This is a genomic window from Streptomyces sp. B6B3 (assembly GCF_039871525.1).
Classification (GTDB): domain Bacteria; phylum Actinomycetota; class Actinomycetes; order Streptomycetales; family Streptomycetaceae; genus Streptomyces.
In genome coordinates, this window is sequence record NZ_JBDPLU010000007.1 from 259,196 (window position 1) to 276,771 (window position 17,576).

The window sequence follows — 17,576 nt, forward strand, 5'->3', positions numbered from 1 at the left end:
GGGATATCTCATGCGCACGCCGTTCTCGCGCCGCTCGGTCCTCCAGGCCGCCGGAGCAGGCGTCCTCGCCAGCACCGCGGCCGCCACGGTGGCGGCCGGATCCGCCGGAGCCCAGGAAGAGACCGTCGGGAGCCGGGCCGCGAACCGGGTGGTCCACTACGCCATCCCCGACGGGGTGCCGACCAACGACGCCGTCAGAGTGCGGGTCCGTCCCGTCGGCGGCGCCTGGAAAACGATAGGCATCCACCTGGTCAAGCTGCCGCTGATCGACGCCACCACCGGCGCCAACCGGTCCCAGAACTCCTCGATGGCCACCTTCGACTTCGCCGGCACCGTCGAGGTCGAGGTCACCTTCTCGCGCGGCGGTGTCAGGAGCGCCCGCATCCGCCCCGACTCCTACGGCATCGCGCACGAACTCCGCGGCAGCACCGTGCGCTTCACCCTCACCGAGCCCCGCAACGTGGTCGTCCAGGGCGACGACGAGATCTTCGACTGCCTGCACCTGCTCACCAACCCCGTCGAGCAGGACCCGCCCGCCCAGGACGATCCTGACGTCATCTACTTCGGCCCCGGAGTGCACACCCACCCCGACCGCACGTTGACCGTTCCCAGCGGCAAGACCGTCTACCTGGCCGGCGGCGCCGTCCTCACCTCGAACGTCATCTTCGAGGGCGTGGAGAACGCGCGGCTCGTCGGGCGCGGCGTGATCCACGGCGCCACCGGCGGCGCGATCCTCGTCCACGACTGCGAGAACGTCCAGGTCGACGGCATCACGGTGGTCAACCCCCGGTACAACACCATCACCGTCGCCGAATCCCAGAACGTCACCATCAGCAACCTGCGCTCGTTCAGCCAGCAGGGCTGGGGTGACGGCATCGACGTCTTCTGCTCCACCGGCGTCACGATCGACGGCTGCTTCCTGCGCAACTCCGACGACTGCATCGCCCTCTACACCCACCGCTGGGAGTACTACGGCGACACCCGCGACATCACCGTCAGGAACACCACCCTCTGGGCCGACGTCGCCCACCCGATCAACATCGGCACCCACGGCAACCCCGACCCCGACAACCCGGAGGTGCTGGAGAACCTGGTCTTCGAGAACATCGACATCCTCGACCACCGCGAGCCGCAGCTGCTCTACCAGGGCTGCGTCGCCATCAACCCGGGCGACGGCAACCTCGTCAGGAACGTGCGGGTCGACGGCATGCGGGTCGAGGACTTCCGCTGGGGCCAGCTCATCCACATGCGGGTCACCTTCAACCCGAAGTGGAACACCACGGCCGGCCGCGGCATCGAGAACGTCCACATCAAGGACCTCACCTACACCGGCACCCACGCCGACATCTCGCTGCTGATCGGCTACGACGCCGACCACCTCATCAAGGACGTCACCTTCGAGAACCTCGTCGTCAACGGCCGGGTCCTCCGCGACAGCGGCGGCAAGCCGAGCTGGTACCTGGCCGCGGACGGCGTGCCCATGTTCGCCAACGACCACGTCCGGAACCTGCGTTTCCTCACCACGGAGGAGGCGGCGGCCCAGTGACCCGCCTCCCGCACCCCACCCGGCGCAGCGTCCTGGCCGCCTCGTCCGCCCTGCTGGCGGCGGGCGCCGGCGCCCTGGCCCTGCCCGCCCCCGCGCGGGCGGGCGCCGCGCCCTTCGCGTTCACCCATCCGGGACTGCTGCACACCGCCGCCGACCTGGTGCGGATGCGCGACGCCGTCGCCGCCCAGGCCGCGCCGCAGTACGCCGGCTTCCAGGCGCTGGCCGCCCACCCCCGCTCGCAGGCCGGCTACGCCGTCGGCAACACCGGACAGGTCACCTCCTGGGGCCGCGGCCCCAGCAACCACATGGCCGAGGCCGTCGCCGACTCCGCCGCCGCCTACCAGAACGCCCTCATGTGGTGCGTCACCGGCGAACGGGCGCACGCCGACAAGGCCCGCGACATCCTCAACGCCTGGTCCGCCTCGCTCACCGCGGTCACGGGCGCCGACGGCCCGCTGGGCGCCGGCCTGCAGGGCTTCAAGTTCGTCAACGCCGCCGAACTGCTGCGGCACACCGGCTACCAGGGCTGGGCGGACGCGGACGTCGCGGCCTGCGCGGAGTCGTTCCTGCGGGTGTGGTACCCGTCCGTCTCCGGCTACATGCTCTACGCCAACGGCAACTGGGACCTCACCGCCGTCCAGACCATCCTCGCCATCGGCGTGTTCTGCGAGGACCGCACCCTCTTCGAGGACGCGCTGCGCTTCGCCGCCGCCGGCGCGGGCAACGGCAGCGTGCTCGGCCGCATCGTCACCGCCGAGGGCCAGGGCCAGGAGTCCGGCCGCGACCAGGGCCACGAGCAGCTAGCCGTCGGCCTGCTCGCCGACGCCGCCCAGGTCGCCTGGAACCAGGGCGTCGACCTCTACGGCTTCGCCGACCAGCGCATCCTGGCCAACGCCGAGTACGCCGCCGGCTACAACCTGGGCGACGACGTGCCGTTCACCCCGGACCTCGACCGGACCGGCAAGTACCTCAAACAGACCGTCTCCGACAGGGCCCGCGGCAACATCCCGCCCATCTACACGATGCTCCACGCCCACTACGCCGGCGTGCGGGGCCTTTCCGCCCCCAACACCGGCCGGGCGATCGATGGCCGCGTCGAGGGCGGCAACGACGACCTGCCGTCCTTCGGCACCCTCGCCTACGCCGGCGCCGAACCCGTGCCGACGACCGCACCGCCCGCCGCCCCCGCCGGGCTCCACGCCGCCCCCGCCGACGACGGCGCCCCCACCCTCGCCTGGATCGCCTCGTCCGGCGCGGACAGCTACGCGCTGCGCCGCGCCAGCACCCCCGCAGGCCCGTTCCGGCCGCTCGTCGCCGACCTCACCGAGCCCGTCCACACCGACCGCACCGCCCGGCAGGGCCGCACGTACTACTACACCGTCAGCGCCGCCAACTCCGCCGGTGCCGGCCCCGACTCGACCGTCCTGGCCGCCACCGCAGGGCTGCCGGAACCCTGGCGGTCGGCCGACGTCGGCGAGGTGCGCCGCCCCGGGCGGGCGGCGTTCGACGGCGAGCGCTTCATCGTCGAGGCGGGTGGCGCCGACCTGGGGGGCACCGCCGACGCGGCGCGTTTCGCTCACCTCCCGCTGCGCGGCGACGGCGCCCTCGTGGCCCGCCTGGTGTGGCCGCTCAGCTCCCAGTACGCCAAGGCCGGCGTGGCCGTCCGCGCCTCGCTCGACGCCGGCGCCCCGCAGGCCGCGATGCTGATCCAGGGCCTGCCCCTGCACACCTTCAGCGGCGTGTGGACCACCCGCGCCGAGGCGGGCGCGCCCGCCACCGGCACCGGCAGCACCCCCGTGCCGCCCACCCAGCGCCAGGCGATCACCAGCGCCGCCGCGTTCCCGCTCTCCGAACTCGGCACCCTCCCCGAGTCCGCGACCCCGCTCGCCGCCCCGTACGTCGAGGGCGCGGGCGACGGCTACCGGATGCGGATGCCGTACTGGGTGCGGATCGAACGCCGCGGCACGCGCCTCACCGGCGCCATATCGCCCGACGGCGCCACCTGGACCGAGGTCGGCGACACCCGTCTGCCGGCCCTCGGCGGCACCGTCCACGCCGGTCTCGTGCTGACCTCCTGCCTCGGCGTCGACGCCCCGTACGCCGAGACCGGCACGGCGGCGTTCGACAACGTCCGCCTCACCGCGGCCGACGGCGGCTGGTCCGTGCCGGTCCCCGCGACCACCGCCACCGGGCTGACCGCCCGGACCGGACCCGACGCCGTCGAGCTGAGCTGGCGCGACCCCGACCCGGCGGCCCGCTACACCGTGCTGCGGGACGGGGAACCGATCGCCGCCGGCGTCGGCCCGGTCGGCTTCGGCACCCTCATCCACCACGCCGACCCCACCGGCACCCCGGGACGCCGCCACCACTACGCCGTCGCCAAGACCAACGTCGCCGGCGGCGGCCCCCGTTCGGCGCGTGCCAGCGCGACGATGCCCACCCCGCGCGCTCCCGAACTCACCGGACCCGACGCCGCCCACGCCGCCGTCGGCGTCCCCTTCCAGCATCTGCTCCGGGCCAGCCACCAGCCCGGCCGCTTCGCCGCCGAAGGGCTCCCCGACGGGCTGCGCCTCGACCGCCGCACCGGTCTGATCTCCGGAACGCCCACGGCCACCGGCGAGTTCGTCCTGACCGTCAGCGCCGCCAACGCCACCGCCACGGCCACCGGGCGGCTCACCCTCACCGTCGCCACTCCCCCGCCCGCACCCTGGACGTTCGGCGACCTCGGCGACCACGTCGTCGACGAACGGCGGCTCGGCACCCACGGCGTGGTGGCGGTGCGCACCCCGGGCGGCACGGCCCACGACGCCGGCGCCGGCCGCCTCACCCTGCGCGGCGCCGGCACCGACCTCACCGTCAACAACCAGGGCATGACCGGCCACTTCGCCCGCCGGCCGGTCAGCGGCGACGCCACCCTCACCGCCCGTCTGGTCTCCCGCACCGGCGCCCTGACCGCCGACCGCGTCGGCCTGCTGATGGCGAAGTCGCTCTCCCCCTTCGACCAGGCGGCCGGCGCCATCCTCACCGGCGGCCGCGCGGCTCAGCTCATGCTGCGCCCGACCGTGGCCGGCGCCAGCGCGTTCACCGGCACCGCGACCGCCGCCGAACTCCCGCTGTGGCTGCGCCTGAGCCGCACCGGCACCACCTTCGCCGCCGCCGTCTCGGACGACGGCGAGAGCTGGACGCCGATCGCCGAGGGCGCCATCCCGAACTTCGGCGAGGCCCCGTACCACGCGGGCCTCGTCGTCTGCTCCCGCGACCCCGCGACGCTGACCACCGTCGTCTTCGACGAGGTGAGCGTCGTGTGAGGCCGCGGGATCCGCACGGATCCGCACGGTCATCACCCCCAACCCCCCACTCGCAGAAACGGAGACACCTCTCCCATGAGTACAAGGAGTCGCACCACCGAACAGCGCACCACCAGCAGTCACCGGCACTCCACGCCGATGAGCCGCCGCGGCCTGCTGAAGGCCGCGGGCGGCCTGGCCGCCGCCGGGGCCGCCGGCGCCGCCGGCACGGCGGCGTTCGGCGGCGGCAACGCGACCGCGGCGCCCGCCACGTTCACCCACCCCGGCATGCTGCACAACGCCGGGGACATCAACCGGGCCCGGGTGCGGGTCCGGGAGGGCACCGACCCGTGGCTGTCGGGCTGGAACCGCCTCACCGCCAACCCGCACTCGGCCTCCACCTGGGCCCCCCGCCCGCTGGCGGAGGTGTACCGAGGCTCCGGCTGGGAGCAGAACTACCCGGTCCTGTACAACGACATCGCCGCCGCGTACCAGAACGCGCTGCGCTACCAGGTCTCCGGCTCCACCGCGCACGGGGACTGCGCGCGCGACATCCTCAACGCCTGGTCGTCCACGCTCCGCGTGCTCAACGGCAGCGCCGACCGGTTCCTGCTGGCCGGCCTCCAGGGGTGGCAGTTCGCCAACGCCGCGGAACTGATGCGCGGCTACCCCGGCTTCGAGCTGGGCCGGTTCCAGGACATGATGGTCAACGTCTTCTACCCGCTCAACAACCAGTTCCTCACCGAACACAACGGCGCCTGCATCACCAACTACTGGGCGAACTGGGACCTGTGCAACATGGCCTCGGTCCTGGCCATCGGGATCCTGTGCGACGACGGGCCCCTGTACGACCAGGCCGTCACCTACTTCACGTCCGGCGAGGGCAACGGCTCCATCCAGCACGCCGTGCCGTTCCTGCACCCGAACGTCGACGGTCACGACCTCGGCCAGTGGCAGGAGTCGGGCCGCGACCAGGGCCACACCGTGATGGGCATGGGCCAGATGGGCGCGTTCTGCGAGATGGCCTGGAACCAGGGCGAGGACCTGTACGGCTACGACGACGCGCGCTTCTTCAAGGCGGCCCAGTACGTGGCGAAGTACAACCTCGGCCAGGACGTGCCCTTCACCAGGTACACCTGGGGCACCGGCCAGAGCTGCGCCTACAGCGAGCACACCGTGATCTCCTCGGCCTCCCGCGGCCAGGTGCGCCCGGTGTGGGCGCTGATCCACTTCCACTACAACCGGCGCAGGTACTGGGATGACCCGCACATCCGCGACATGTACTACGGCCTCGTCGCGCCCGAGGGCGGCGGCGGCGACTACGGCTCCACCAGCGGCGGCTACGACCAGCTCGGCTTCGGCACCCTGATGTACGCCAAATGAGCCCTGATGTGGCCGCCGGACTCCCCCGGCGGCCACATCAGGTGGCGGACACAGAAAGGGATAAAATATACTATAAATTTACGTATCGGTGTCCCCGGACCAGAGTGGCCCACGAGGCCATGCGGGAAGGACCGAGCTGAGGGCGAGATGGCACGATGACGGGCGCTGAGGCCGCCGGGGGCGAGCGGGCGGGGTGGTCGGAGGATCCCGCCACGGCCCGCGCCGTCCTGGACGCGCGCGGCACCGTCACCCGGTGGAGCGAGGGAGCCCGCCGGCTGCTCGGCTACCCGGCCGCCGAGGTCGTCGGCCGGCCCGCGGCCCGGCTGCTGGCCGAGGAGCCGCCCGCCGAGCGGCTGCGCTCCCTGCGGGCGCTGCCGATGTGGCACGGCACGGTGCCGCTGCGCCACCGGGACGGCCGCCGGGTCGCGGTCGACCTGCTGGCCCACCACCGCGAGCCGGATCGCGTCGGCGGTCCCGACGGCGGGTGGTTCCTGGTCTCCCCGCTGGCCCGCTCGCGTCCGCCCGTTCAGGAGGACGCGCTGCTGAGGTGGGCGTTCGACCAGTCCCGCTCCACGATGGCGCTCTACGACACCGACCTGCGGCTGCTCCGGGCGAACGCCGACGCGGAACGCGTGCTCGGCCTGCCCGAGGCGGCGATCCGCGGGTTGCGGGTGCCCGAATTCGTGGACGAGCCGCAGAGCATCCGGATCGAGGAGGGCATGCGCCGGGCGCTGCAGACCGGCGAACCGCAACAGACGCGGGCGGTCCTGCACCTGGCGGGCCATGAACGCGACAGCATCTGGACGTTGTCCCTCGTCCCGCTGCGGGACGAGGGGGGGACGGTGCGGGGGGTGCTCGTCTCCGGGCATGACATGACCGAGGAGCAGCTGGCCCGGGAGCGGCTGGCCCTGCTCAACGAGGCCAGCTCCCGCGTCGGCAGCAGCCTGGACATCGCCCGAACGGCCCAGGAGCTGGCGGACGTGGCCATCCCGCGCCTCGCCGACTTCGCCACCGTCGACCTGCTGCCCACCATCGAGGGCGGCGAGGACCCGCGCGTCGGCCCGCCGAGCAGCCCCGTGATGCTGCGCCGGCTCGCCTGCCAGTCCGTCCTGGAGGGCTGCCCGGAGGCGGTGATCGAGCACGGCACGGTGGCCAACTACCCCGACGGCTCGCCGGCCGCCGAATGCCTGGCCACCGGCCGGCCGCTGATCCGGGAGGTGACCACCGCCGGGTTGGCCGCATGGGAGCGGCAGGCCCCGGAGCGGGCCGAGCGGGTGCGCCGGTTCGGCTTCCACTCGGTGCTCGCCGTGCCGATGCACGCGCGCGGCATCACCCTCGGCGTGGCCACCTTCTCCCGCCACCGAAGTCCCGAACCCTTCGAACAGGACGACCTGCTGCTGGGCGAGGAGATCACCGCCAGGGCGGCCGTGTCCATCGACAACGCCCGGCGCTACGCCCGCGAGCGCTACACCTCCCTGACCCTGCAGAGCAGCCTGCTCCCGCAACGGCTGACCGGGCAGGCCGCCATCGAGATCGCCTCCCGCTATCTGCCCGCCAGCACCCGGGCCGGCGTCGGCGGGGACTGGTTCGACGTGATCCCGCTCTCCGGCTCCCGGGTCGGCCTCGTCGTCGGCGACGTGGTCGGCCACGGCATCCAGGCCTCGGCCGCCATGGGACGGCTGCGCACCGCCGTGCGTACCCTGGCCGACGTCGACCTGCCGCCCGACGAACTGCTCACCCATCTGGACGACCTGGTCATCCACCTGTCCACCGCGGCCGACGACGCCAACGGCGCCGAGGGGCCGTCCGGCGACTTCGGCGCCACCTGCCTGTACGCCGTCTACGACCCGGTCTCCCGGCGCTGCGCCATGGCGCGCGCCGGCCATCCGGTGCCCGCCCTGGTGACCCCGGACCACGTCGTGAAGTTCCTCGACGTCCCCGGCGGACCGCCGCTCGGGCTCGGCGGCCTGCCCTTCGAGGTCACGGAGCTGGAACTGCCCGAGGGGAGCGTCCTCGCGCTGTACACGGACGGTCTCGTCGAGGCCAGAGGGCGTGACATCGACGAGGGCCTGGACAGGCTGCGCCAGGCGCTGGGCCGGCCCGCGTCGTCCCTGGAGGACGCCTGCGACGCCGTGCTCCGGGAGCTGCTCCCCGACGTGCCCGCCGACGACGTGGCGCTGCTGATGGCCCGCACCCGGGCCCTGGACACGGCGCACGTCGCCACCTGGGACGTGCCGCGGGAGGCCGCCGCCGTCGCCGAGACCCGGCGGAACGCCCTCCGGCAGCTGGCCGACTGGGGCCTGGACGAGCTGGCGATCGTCACCGAACTGGTGGTCAGCGAGCTGGTCACCAACGCCATCCGGCACGGCGCCGCGCCCATCCAGCTCCGGCTGATCCGCAACCGCAGCCTGATCTGCGAGGTCTCCGACGCCAGCAGCACCGCGCCGCACCTGCGCCGGGCCCGCACCTCCGACGAGGGCGGCCGGGGGCTGCTCCTGGTCGCCCAGCTCACCCAGGGCTGGGGCACCCGCCAGACCTACGCCGGCAAGACGATCTGGGCCGAGCAGAGCCTGCCCACCCGCTGACGGGAGCCGTCGGGTCCGCGCAGCGGGTCACGAGCCAACGGACGGGAACGGGCCGCGCCAGCATCCCCGCCCTGCCCTGCCCGCGCTCCCCTCGGGCAGCCCACAGTGTCATGCTCACTCCATCTACGCCGACCGGTCGTGAAACCTCCGCAAGTGGCTGACTCTTGTGGCGACGAGGCGAGTTGCGTACGTTCGCGGTGAAGATCACGGGGGTGCCGGGACGTGACCCTCGTGGCGCAATGCCGATGAGAGGACATCCAGCACCACATGAACAGCTCACGCCTGACGCGCCGCGCCCTCGCCGGGATCGCCGTGGCCGCCGTCGCCCTCTTCCCGGGGCTCGCGGCCGCGGCCTCCCCGGCCGGGGCCGGCGGCGGGGACGCCGCCCCGACCACCGACCTGATAGCCAACGCCGGTGATCCCGGCACCGTCCCAGGCAGCTACGTCGTGCTTCTCGACGACGCGTCCCCCGCCGCCTCCGCGGCCCCGTTACTGGCCGAGGAGTACGGCGGTGAGCTCACCCACGTCTACCGGCACGCGCTCAACGGCTTCGCCGCCGAGCTGAGCGAGGCCGAGGCGCTCCGGCTGGCCGCCGACCCGGCCGTCGAGTTGGTCAGGCAGGACCAGGCCCAGCAGGTGGCCACCGACGTCCAGCCCAATCCGCCCTCCTGGGGCCTGGACCGCCTCGACGAGGCGGAACTCCCCCTCGACAACGCCTACGAGTACCCCTCGCACGGCGGCGCGGGCGTCGACGTCTACGTCATCGACACCGGCGTGCACACCACCCACCAGGAGTTCGAGGGCCGCGCCAGCATCGGCTACGACGCCTTCAACGACGGCGTCACCACCGGCTACGGCCACGGCACCCACGTCGCCGGCACCGTCGCCGGCGCCACCTTCGGCGTCGCCAAGGACGCCACCGTCATCTCCGTCCGCGTCATCGACGCCGCCGGCGTCGCCACCACCGCCACCATCGCGGGCGGCGTCGACTGGGTCACCGGCCAGGCCGACGGGCCCTCCGTCGCCAACATGAGCCTCGGCATCAACGCCGACCCCGTCCTCGACACCGCGGTCGGCAACTCCATCGCCGCCGGCGTCACCTACGTCGCCTCCGCCGGCAACTCCGGCCAGAACGTCAGCATCTCCTCCCCGGCCCGGGTGCCCGAGGTCATCACCGTCGGCTCCGTGGACAGCACCGACACCTTCGCCGCCAGCTCCAACCGCGGCCCCGGCGTCGACATCCTCGCCCCCGGCGTCCAGATCACCTCCGCCGACAACGTCAGCGACACCGCCAGCCGGGTCCGCAGCGGCACCTCCATGGCGGCCCCGCACGTGACCGGCGCCGCCGCGCTCTACCTGGCGGACCACCCCACCGCCACCCCGCAGCAGGTCAGGGACGCGCTGGTCGCCGGGGCCGTCACCGGCGCCGTCCGGCTGCTGCCGGTCGGCACCGCCAACGTCCTGCTGCACACCGGCGACGAGTCCGGCGAGGTGGACGTGCCGCAACAGCCCACCTTCACCAACGACACGGACGTGCCGATCACGGACAGCACCACGGTGACCTCCGGCATCACCGTGTCCGGAGTGCCCGCGCTCTCCGGCCCGTTCTACGTCGACGTCGACATCGAGCACCAGTGGGCCATCAACCTCACCGTCGAACTCGTCCAGCCCGACGGCACCGTGCGCGTGCTGTGCAGCCCGCAGGTGGTGTGCGACTGGACCGAGATCTACCGCACCTTCACCTTCACCCAGTCCGGACTCGACCCCAACGGCGGCTGGCAGCTGCGGGTCAGGGACCCCGCCGCCGGTGACACCGGCGTCATCGACTCCTGGTCGCTGCGCTTCTGAGGCCGTCCCACCGTCTCCCGCACCGGTGACCGGCGGGCGATCCCGCCGGTCACCGCGTCAGTCCTCCAACGTGGAGGGCGGCGTGCCCAGGGCGGCCAGCTCCGGCCAGAAGGACTCGGGGATGGGCGTGGCCTGCAGCTCCCGCAGCTGGTCGAGGCGCTCGGGACGGCCCACCCCGACGATCGTCGAGGCGATGCCGGGATGCCGCAGCGAGTGCCGCAACGCCACCGCGTGCAGCGGGAGTTCCCACCGTCGGCACAGCTCGCGGGCCCGCTCCAGCCAGGCGAGGAGGTCGGGACCCGCCGTGCGGTAGGCGTAGGTGTCGCCCGAGCCGGCCAGGATCCCGCCGCCGAAGGGCGCGGCGTTGAAGACGCCGATGCCGCGGTCGGCGGCGAGGTCGATCAGCTCCTCCGCCCTGCGGTCCACCAGGGTGTACCGGTTGTGGGTCAGCAGGACGTCGAACGCGCCGCTGACGGCGTACGCGCGCATCAGGGACACGGGTCCCGCGGCGATGCCCACGGCGCCGACCAGACCCTGGTCCCGCAGCTCGGTCAGGCCCTGCACGGCGCCGCCCGGCGCGAGCGCGTCCGCGACCTCGATGGTGTACGGGTCGTGCAGATGCAGCACCGGCAGGTACGGCAGGCCCAGGCGCTCGACGCTCTCCTCGAACGACCGCCAGACCCGGTCGCGGTCCAGCGCTCCCGACTCCGGATCCGCGTCGACCTTGGTGACGATGGCCTTGTCCGCGGGCAGCCCGTCGCGCCGCACGGCGGTCCCGAGGACCGTCTCGCTGCGGCCCTCGGCGTAGTTGTTCGAGGTGTCGATCACGGCGAACGGGCCGGCCAGCAACGCCCGCGCCAGGGCGTCGGCCGCCGCGGCCGGCGACCCGTCCGGCCCCGGCGGATTGCCGAGGAACGAGGTTCCGACGCTCACCGCCGTCGCGCGCAACGACGTCCCCGGTACGACTCGCTCGTCCGTCAGCTCGTCCACGATCCCTCGACCCCTCGACTTCGGTCCGTCGCCACGTATCAGCGTCGCCTGACCCTAACAGTGCCGCCGTCCCGCGGCCCGGGTCGTCGCGCGGCGGGGCCGTCGGGTCGGCGCGGGGTTAGGTCCTGTCCGGTGGATCGATGGGGGCACCTCCCAGACGGAGTCTGGGGGACGTACGTGGGCGATTCGGTAACGCAGCGAGGTGCGTCCCCCGGACGGAGTCTGGGGAGTCGCGGGCCCGCGAAGATCCGCCGGACAGGGCCTAGAGTGAACGGGTGACCGCACAGCCGGAGACGCCGCGACCCGTCGGCGAGGACGACCGCGACGCGGCCGTGCGGCGCCTGCGCGAGGCGTACGCCCAAGGCCACGTCTCGCACGAGGAGTTGGACGAACGGCTCGACCAGGTGCTCGCCGCCACGACGCACGGCGAGATCGCGCGGGCCGTGGCCTCGCTCCCGCTCCCGCCGGAGGAGGACGCGGGCAGGACGGCCACGATCGGCGCCGCCAGCGGGCGGATCCAGCGGCGCGGCGCCTGGAAGGTGCCGCGGACCCTCAGGGTCGAGTCCGCGTTCGGCAGGGTGCGCCTGGATCTGTCCCGGGCCGTCTTCGAGCATCCGGTCGTCGACATCGAGCTGCGGCTCGGCACCGGCCGAGCCGTGATCACGGTGCCGCGCGACGCGATCGTCGACGTCGAGGACCTGCGCACGGTGTGGAAGGACCTGCGCTACCGCCCCAGGACCCGCTCCGGCCCCGACGGACCCACGGTCCGGATCTCCGGCGCCATGGGGATGGGCCGGCTGACGATCCGCCACGCCCGCCGCTGACGCCCTCCCCTCGAAGGTCCCGGCCGTTCCCGGTTGCCGTGGCGCTCCTCCGCTGTGAGCATCCCCGCATGATCACTCCTGGCCCGCTCGTCCCCGACGGCGGCGGCTATCGTCATTCGTACGAGATCGCCGCACCCGCCCGCGTCGTGCACGTCTCCGGGCAGATTCCGGTGGCGCCGAACGGCGACCTGCCACGCCGGTTTCGCCGCCCAGTGCCGGCAGACCTGGGCCATCACGCGCGCCCGCCGCCCGGCGGCGTCGGACACGACGGGGCGGCCGGCGCCGAACTCCAGCAGCAGCGTCACCGCCGGATGCGGGACCATCCGCAGCTCGGTCAGGCTGCGGACGCCGAACCCGGCCATGCTGACGCCGGCCAACCGGCTCGGCCGCTCCGGACGTGCGACGTCCCACTCGGCCGGATCGTCGCGTTCACCCGCGGTGGACCGCAAGGGTCGGCGCGGCCCTGGACCGGCTCGGCGTCGAACGCGCCCTGGTGGTCGGCCATTCCAGCGGCGGAATGGCCGCCACCGCCCTCGCCGAACAGCGCCCCGAGCTGGTGACCGCCCTCGCGCTCATCAACACCGGGCCCGGCATGGACGCCCTCCTCGCGCCGGAGGAACCCGCCGCCCTCGGACCCGAACAGTGGCCGCCGGCCGACGAGTTGGTCCGCCGGCTCGCGATCACCGGCCACGCCGCGCGGCCGGACTGACCGGGACCACCGCACCGGTCGCACCGAGCACACCGGCCGCGTCGATCCGCCCGGCTCAGGGCCGGAGCCGGGCCGCGGGCCCCTTGTCCGGTGCGCGGCGACCGCGGATGAGGGTGTCGGCGGTGAGGGCGAGGGCGAGAACGAGGCCGGTGACGATGTAGCGGGAGGAGGTGTCCAGGTTGAGCAGGGTGAGGCCGCTGGAGATGGAGGTGAGGACCAGCACGCCGAGGAGCGCGGACCACGCGCTGCCCCGCCCGCCGAACAGGCTGGTGCCGCCGATCACGGCCGCCGCGATGGCGGTCAGGAACGTCTCGGTGCCGCCCGTGCCCTGGTTCGCGGCGGCCAGCCGCCCGGCCGACAGGATGCCGCCGAGCGCGGCCAGCGTCGAGCAGGCGACGAAGCAGGACACCGTGGTGCGCCGGACGGCCACTCCCAGCAGCAGCGCGGAGCGGGGATCGCCGCCCACCGCGCGGACGGACCTCCCCCACCGGGTGCGGCGCAGCAGCACGTCGAACACCACGACGAGCGCCACGAGCAGCACCACCGGGTAGCCGATGCCGCGCTCCGTGCCCAGATAGGCGACGGTCGCGCAGAGCAGCGTCGCCAGGGCGGCGGTGCGCAGCACGAGCCGGCCCAGGCCGACCCGGGGCAGCCCGGCCCGGGCGCGCCGGGCGCGCTCGACGAGCTGCACCGCGGTGACCACGGTGACCGCGACGACCACCAGGCTCCAGGCCGCGAGCGGGGACAGGAAGCTCTGCTGGGCGAACCGCACCAGCCACGACTCGAAGGGCAGGTTGATCGATCCCTGCGGGCTCAGGACCCGCTGCTGCACGCCGGCGAGGACGAGCAGCCCGGCGAGGGTCAGCACGAAGCTGGGCAGCCCGAGCCGGGTGACCAGCACCCCGTAGCCGAGGCCGACGACGACGCCCACGGCGAGCGCGAGCAGCAGGCCGAGCGTGATCGGCCAGTCGGTCTGCACGGTGGTGACGGCGACGACGGCCGCGGCGAGGCCGCTGACCGAGCCGACCGACAGGTCGATCTGCCCGACCAGCAGCACCAGGACGAGGCCGAGCGCGATCACGCCGGTGGGGACGCTCTGCAGGGTGAGGTTGACCAGGTTGTCGGCGGAGAGGAACGCCGGCTCGATGGCCGCGAACACGCCCCAGATCAGCACGAGCGCCCCGGCGACGGGGACCATGCCCAGCTCGCGGTCGGGGATGCGGCGCAGCAGCCGCGGCCATGGCTGCTCGTCGCCGGCGAACATGGCGACGTGGCCGCGGCGCTGCGGCGTGGCGGTGACTCGGCTCATCGGAACTTCCTGCCGCTGGGCCAGCTGGCTCCGGTCATCGCGGCGAGCAGATCCTCGTAGCCCACGCTGGCGGCGTCAAGCTCGCCGCCGACCCGGCCGAGTCGCAGCACGGCGAACCGGTCGGCGACGGCCTGCAGGTCGGCGGCCTGGTGGCTGATGAGGACGACGGCGTGCCCGCGTTCGCGGAGCCGCTCGACGACGTTGAGCACCTCGGCGGTCTGCCGGACGCCGAGCGCCGCGGTGGGCTCGTCGAGGACGACGATCCGGGGCGAGCCGAGCAGCGCCCGCGCCACCGCGACGACCTGCCGTTGGCCGCCGGACAGGGCCCGGACCGGCAGCCGGACCGAGGGGACGCTGGTGGCGAGCTGGCCGAGCAGCTCCCAGGCCCGGCGCTCCATGGTGACCTCGTCGAGGAATCCGCCGCGGGTGCGCTCGTGGCCGAGGAAGAGGTTCTCGACGACGTCGAGGTTGTCGCACAGGGCCAGGTCCTGGAAGACGGCGGCGATGCCGAGGCCGCGGGCGACGGCCGGGGAGTCGAGCACCACGGGGGCGCCGTCGAGCAGGATCTGGCCGGCGTCGGGGCGGTACACGCCGGCGATCACGCCGGCGAGGGTGGACTTGCCGGCGGCGTTGTCGCCCACGACGGCCAGCACCTCGTGCGGGTGGATGTCGAGGTCCACGTCGATGAGGGCGCGCACGCCGCCGAAGTTCTTCGACACCCCGCGCAGCGACAGCAGGGGCGCGGGCGGCGCGGCCGGGGTGCTGTTCACGGCGCCTCCTCGAGCAGTCCGGTTCGTGCGCACGCGTCCTCGTAGTAACGCGTGCAGATGTCCTCCACCGAGTGCACCCCGCCGTCGACGAGGACGCGCTCCACGTCGTGCACGCCGACCGCCCGGGGGGCGAGCAGCAGGCTCGGCACCCCCTCGATGGTCGCGGTGGTGCGGGGGGTCTCGCCGCGCAGCACGCGCACGGCGAGCTCCGCCGCGCTGCGGGCCTGTTCTGTGGTCGCCTTGAAGACGGTCATGTACTGGTCGCCGGAGATGATGCGCTGGGCCGCGGCGAGCTCCCCGTCCTGGCCGGTGACGGGGGGCACCGGGTCGAACCCGGCGGCCTTCATCGCGGCGATCGCGCCGCCCGCGATGCCGTCGTTGGCGGCGTAGACCCCGTCGATGCGGTCGCCGAACCGGGTCACCTGGCTCTCGACCCAGTCGGTGGCCTTGTCCGGGCTCCAGTCGGGGGTGTGGTACTCGGCCAGCACCTCGATGTTAGCTCCCTCGAGGGCGCGGGCGACGCCGGCGCTGAGATCGCCCGCGTTGCGCTCGGTGGGCGCGCCGTGCACGAGGAGAATGCCGGGGGCGCTGCCGTCCGGATGCGGTCCCTCGCGCCGGGCGGCCTCCTCGACGGCGGTCACCAGCGCGGCGCCCTGCAGGTAGCCGATGAGCTCGCTGTCGAACGAGACGTAGTAGTCGATGTCGGCGTCGGCGATGAAGCGGTCGTAGGCGATGACGGGGACGTCGTGCCGCTGCGCCTCCCGGACGATGCTGGCGGCGGCCACGGTGTCGACGGCGTCGAGGACGAGGACGTCGGCGCCCCGGGCGAGCATCGACTCCGCCTGCTGCTGCTGGGTCGCGGCGTTCTGGTCGGCGTTGGCGTAGTACACCTCGCAGCCGGGACATCGCTGCCCGACGACGTCGACGAACGTGGGGCGGTCGGTGGTCTCGTAGCGCGCGGTCTTCGCCTCGGGCAGCAGCAGCGCGATGGCGCCCTCCGCCGGCGCGCCGGCGGCGCCGGGCGTGCACGCCGTGGCCACCAGCGCGAGGACGCCGAGGCAGAGCGCGGCGGCCCGGAACCGCCGCCGGGGCCACCGGGACCGGCGGGGCCCGGCGGCGGCGGAGAACGCGGACGCGCGGCGGATCACGGGTTCACCCCCAGGGCGCCGGCGAGGCGGGCGGTGTCGAGGGCGACCGCGAGGGCGCCGCGGACCTCGGCCGCGGCGCCGAGTTCGGAGGCCACGACCCGGGCCGGGCCCGGGGTGCTGGGCATGGTGCGCTGCTCCATGACGGCCCGCATCGGGCCGAGCAGGATCTCGCCGGCCGCCGCGAGCTGGCCGCCGACCACGACGATCTCGGGGTCGACGAGGTTGCACAGGTTGGCGGCGGCGACGCCCAGGTGCTGTCCGGTGTCGGACAGCACCCGGCGGCAGCCGGGATCGCCGTCCTGGGCGCGGGTGATCACGTCCCGCAGCGTGAGGTGCCCGTGGCTGGCGGCGAGCATGCCGAGGAGGGCGGGGGCGCCGACGAAGGTCTCCAGGCAGCCGCGGTTGCCGCACCGGCAGATCGGGCCGCTCTCGTCGATCGTCACGTGACCTATCTCACCGGCGCCGCCCGCGCGGCCGTGCACGAGCTGCCCGCCCATGACCAGGCCGCCGCCCACCCCGTGGGACACCCGCAGGTAGGCGACGTCGCTGTGGCCGGCGGCCGCGCCGAACCGCGTCTCGGCCAGGGCGCCGAGGTTGGCGTCGTTGTCGAGGATCGCCGGAACGTCGAGCTCCTCGCCGATCACCTCGGGCACCGCCACGTCGTCCCAGCCGCGCAGCATGCCGACCGTGGTGACGCGGCCGGTGCGGCGGTCGACCGGGGCGGGCAGGCAGACGCCCACGGCGAGGAGTTCGCCGGGGCGGGCGTCGAGGGACTCCAGCATCTCCACCACCAGCAGCGCCGCGCGGCGCAGCCCGGCGTCGGCCCGGTGGTCGGGCGCCAGCGGCATCCGCTGGTCGGAGAGCACCTGCATCGAGGCGTCGGCGAGCGCGACCCGCAGCGACCGGCTGCCGAAGTGGACGCCGGCCACCAGGCCCAGGCCACGGGCGAGGGTCACCTGCAGCGCGCGCCGCCCGCTGCGGGTGGACGGGGAGGTGTGCAGCACGCCGCCGGCCGCGAGCTCCTTGACGATGTTGGAGACCGTCGCCGGAGACAGGCCGGTGACACCGGCCAGTTCGATCTGTGTGAGGGAGCCGTGCCGCTGAACGGCGCTCACGATGCGGGCTCGGTTGGCCTCACGTAGTGAAGTCTGCGAGCCCGGAGTCACCCGGTCAGTGC

11 protein-coding genes and 2 pseudogenes are annotated in these 17,576 nt (G+C 73.9%); 7 read left to right on the plus strand and 6 right to left on the minus strand.

The annotated features are described in order from the left end of the window. The first annotated feature begins 10 nt into the window (after positions 1 to 10). The 5 genes from ABGB06_RS17545 to ABGB06_RS17565 all read left to right on the plus strand — a co-directional run bounded on the left by ABGB06_RS17545 (position 11) and on the right by ABGB06_RS17565 (position 10,649). A complete protein-coding gene (locus ABGB06_RS17545) occupies positions 11 to 1,546 on the plus strand; it encodes a glycosyl hydrolase family 28 protein (RefSeq protein ID WP_347590283.1) in 1,536 nt (511 codons plus the stop codon). Beyond that, a complete protein-coding gene (locus ABGB06_RS17550) occupies positions 1,543 to 4,854 on the plus strand; it encodes an alginate lyase family protein (RefSeq protein WP_347590285.1) in 3,312 nt (1,103 codons plus the stop codon). The genes ABGB06_RS17545 and ABGB06_RS17550 overlap by 4 nt, the downstream gene beginning before the upstream one ends. A 138-nt stretch (positions 4,855 to 4,992) precedes the next feature. Beyond that, the gene (locus tag ABGB06_RS17555) at positions 4,993 to 6,216 is read left to right on the plus strand and encodes an alginate lyase family protein (RefSeq protein WP_347590493.1); all 1,224 of its coding nucleotides are present in this window, start codon (positions 4,993 to 4,995) and stop codon (positions 6,214 to 6,216) included. 155 nt (positions 6,217 to 6,371) lie between these two features. Then, a complete protein-coding gene (locus ABGB06_RS17560) occupies positions 6,372 to 8,801 on the plus strand; it encodes a SpoIIE family protein phosphatase (protein WP_347590287.1) in 2,430 nt (809 codons plus the stop codon). A 267-nt stretch (positions 8,802 to 9,068) separates the two neighbouring features. After that, a complete protein-coding gene (locus tag ABGB06_RS17565; protein ID WP_347590289.1) occupies positions 9,069 to 10,649 on the plus strand; it encodes a S8 family serine peptidase in 1,581 nt (526 codons plus the stop codon). A 57-nt stretch (positions 10,650 to 10,706) separates the two neighbouring features. Here the strand turns inward: ABGB06_RS17565 and ABGB06_RS17570 are convergent, their stop codons facing one another. Beyond that, complete coding sequence (locus ABGB06_RS17570; RefSeq protein ID WP_347590291.1) at positions 10,707 to 11,639, minus strand: aldo/keto reductase; 933 nt, start codon at positions 11,637 to 11,639, stop codon at positions 10,707 to 10,709. Between the two features lie 275 nt (positions 11,640 to 11,914). Between ABGB06_RS17570 and ABGB06_RS17575 the strand changes: the two genes are divergently transcribed. Next, positions 11,915 to 12,463 (plus strand): DUF1707 domain-containing protein, encoded by a 549-nt coding sequence (locus ABGB06_RS17575; RefSeq protein ID WP_347590293.1) that lies wholly within the window; start codon positions 11,915 to 11,917, stop codon positions 12,461 to 12,463. Between the two features lie 204 nt (positions 12,464 to 12,667). On the opposite strand, the pseudogene ABGB06_RS17580 reads toward ABGB06_RS17575, so the two are convergent. Continuing rightward, positions 12,668 to 12,840, minus strand: a pseudogene (locus ABGB06_RS17580) (AraC family transcriptional regulator); the annotation flags it as partial. A gap of 71 nt (positions 12,841 to 12,911) precedes the next feature. Between ABGB06_RS17580 and ABGB06_RS17585 the strand changes: the two are divergent. Further along, positions 12,912 to 13,151, plus strand: a pseudogene (locus tag ABGB06_RS17585) (alpha/beta fold hydrolase); the annotation flags it as partial. 76 nt (positions 13,152 to 13,227) lie between these two features. Here the strand turns inward: ABGB06_RS17585 and ABGB06_RS17590 are convergent. From ABGB06_RS17590 to ABGB06_RS17605, 4 genes are read right to left on the minus strand one after another with little or no spacing between them, the layout of a single operon-like run. Next, positions 13,228 to 14,481 (minus strand): sugar ABC transporter permease, encoded by a 1,254-nt coding sequence (locus tag ABGB06_RS17590; protein ID WP_347590295.1) that lies wholly within the window; start codon positions 14,479 to 14,481, stop codon positions 13,228 to 13,230. Then, complete coding sequence (locus ABGB06_RS17595) at positions 14,478 to 15,251, minus strand: ATP-binding cassette domain-containing protein (RefSeq protein ID WP_347590297.1); 774 nt, start codon at positions 15,249 to 15,251, stop codon at positions 14,478 to 14,480. The genes ABGB06_RS17590 and ABGB06_RS17595 overlap by 4 nt, the downstream gene beginning before the upstream one ends. Beyond that, entirely contained in the window at positions 15,248 to 16,399 is a 1,152-nt protein-coding gene (locus ABGB06_RS17600) for a substrate-binding domain-containing protein (protein ID WP_347590298.1), read from the minus strand. The genes ABGB06_RS17595 and ABGB06_RS17600 overlap by 4 nt, the downstream gene beginning before the upstream one ends. Then, the gene (locus tag ABGB06_RS17605; protein ID WP_347590299.1) at positions 16,396 to 17,514 is read right to left on the minus strand and encodes an ROK family transcriptional regulator; all 1,119 of its coding nucleotides are present in this window, start codon (positions 17,512 to 17,514) and stop codon (positions 16,396 to 16,398) included. The genes ABGB06_RS17600 and ABGB06_RS17605 overlap by 4 nt, the downstream gene beginning before the upstream one ends. Positions 17,515 to 17,576 lie beyond the last annotated feature (62 nt).

Coding starts and splice junctions, on each gene's coding strand:
- ABGB06_RS17590 (WP_347590295.1), bottom strand. CDS start 14,481: ATGAGCCGAGTCACCGCCACGCCGCAGCGCCGCGGCCACGTCGCCATG.
- ABGB06_RS17565 (WP_347590289.1), top strand. CDS start 9,069: ATGAACAGCTCACGCCTGACGCGCCGCGCCCTCGCCGGGATCGCCGTG.
- ABGB06_RS17560 (WP_347590287.1), top strand. CDS start 6,372: ATGACGGGCGCTGAGGCCGCCGGGGGCGAGCGGGCGGGGTGGTCGGAG.
- ABGB06_RS17555 (WP_347590493.1), top strand. CDS start 4,993: ATGAGCCGCCGCGGCCTGCTGAAGGCCGCGGGCGGCCTGGCCGCCGCC.
- ABGB06_RS17545 (WP_347590283.1), top strand. CDS start 11: ATGCGCACGCCGTTCTCGCGCCGCTCGGTCCTCCAGGCCGCCGGAGCA.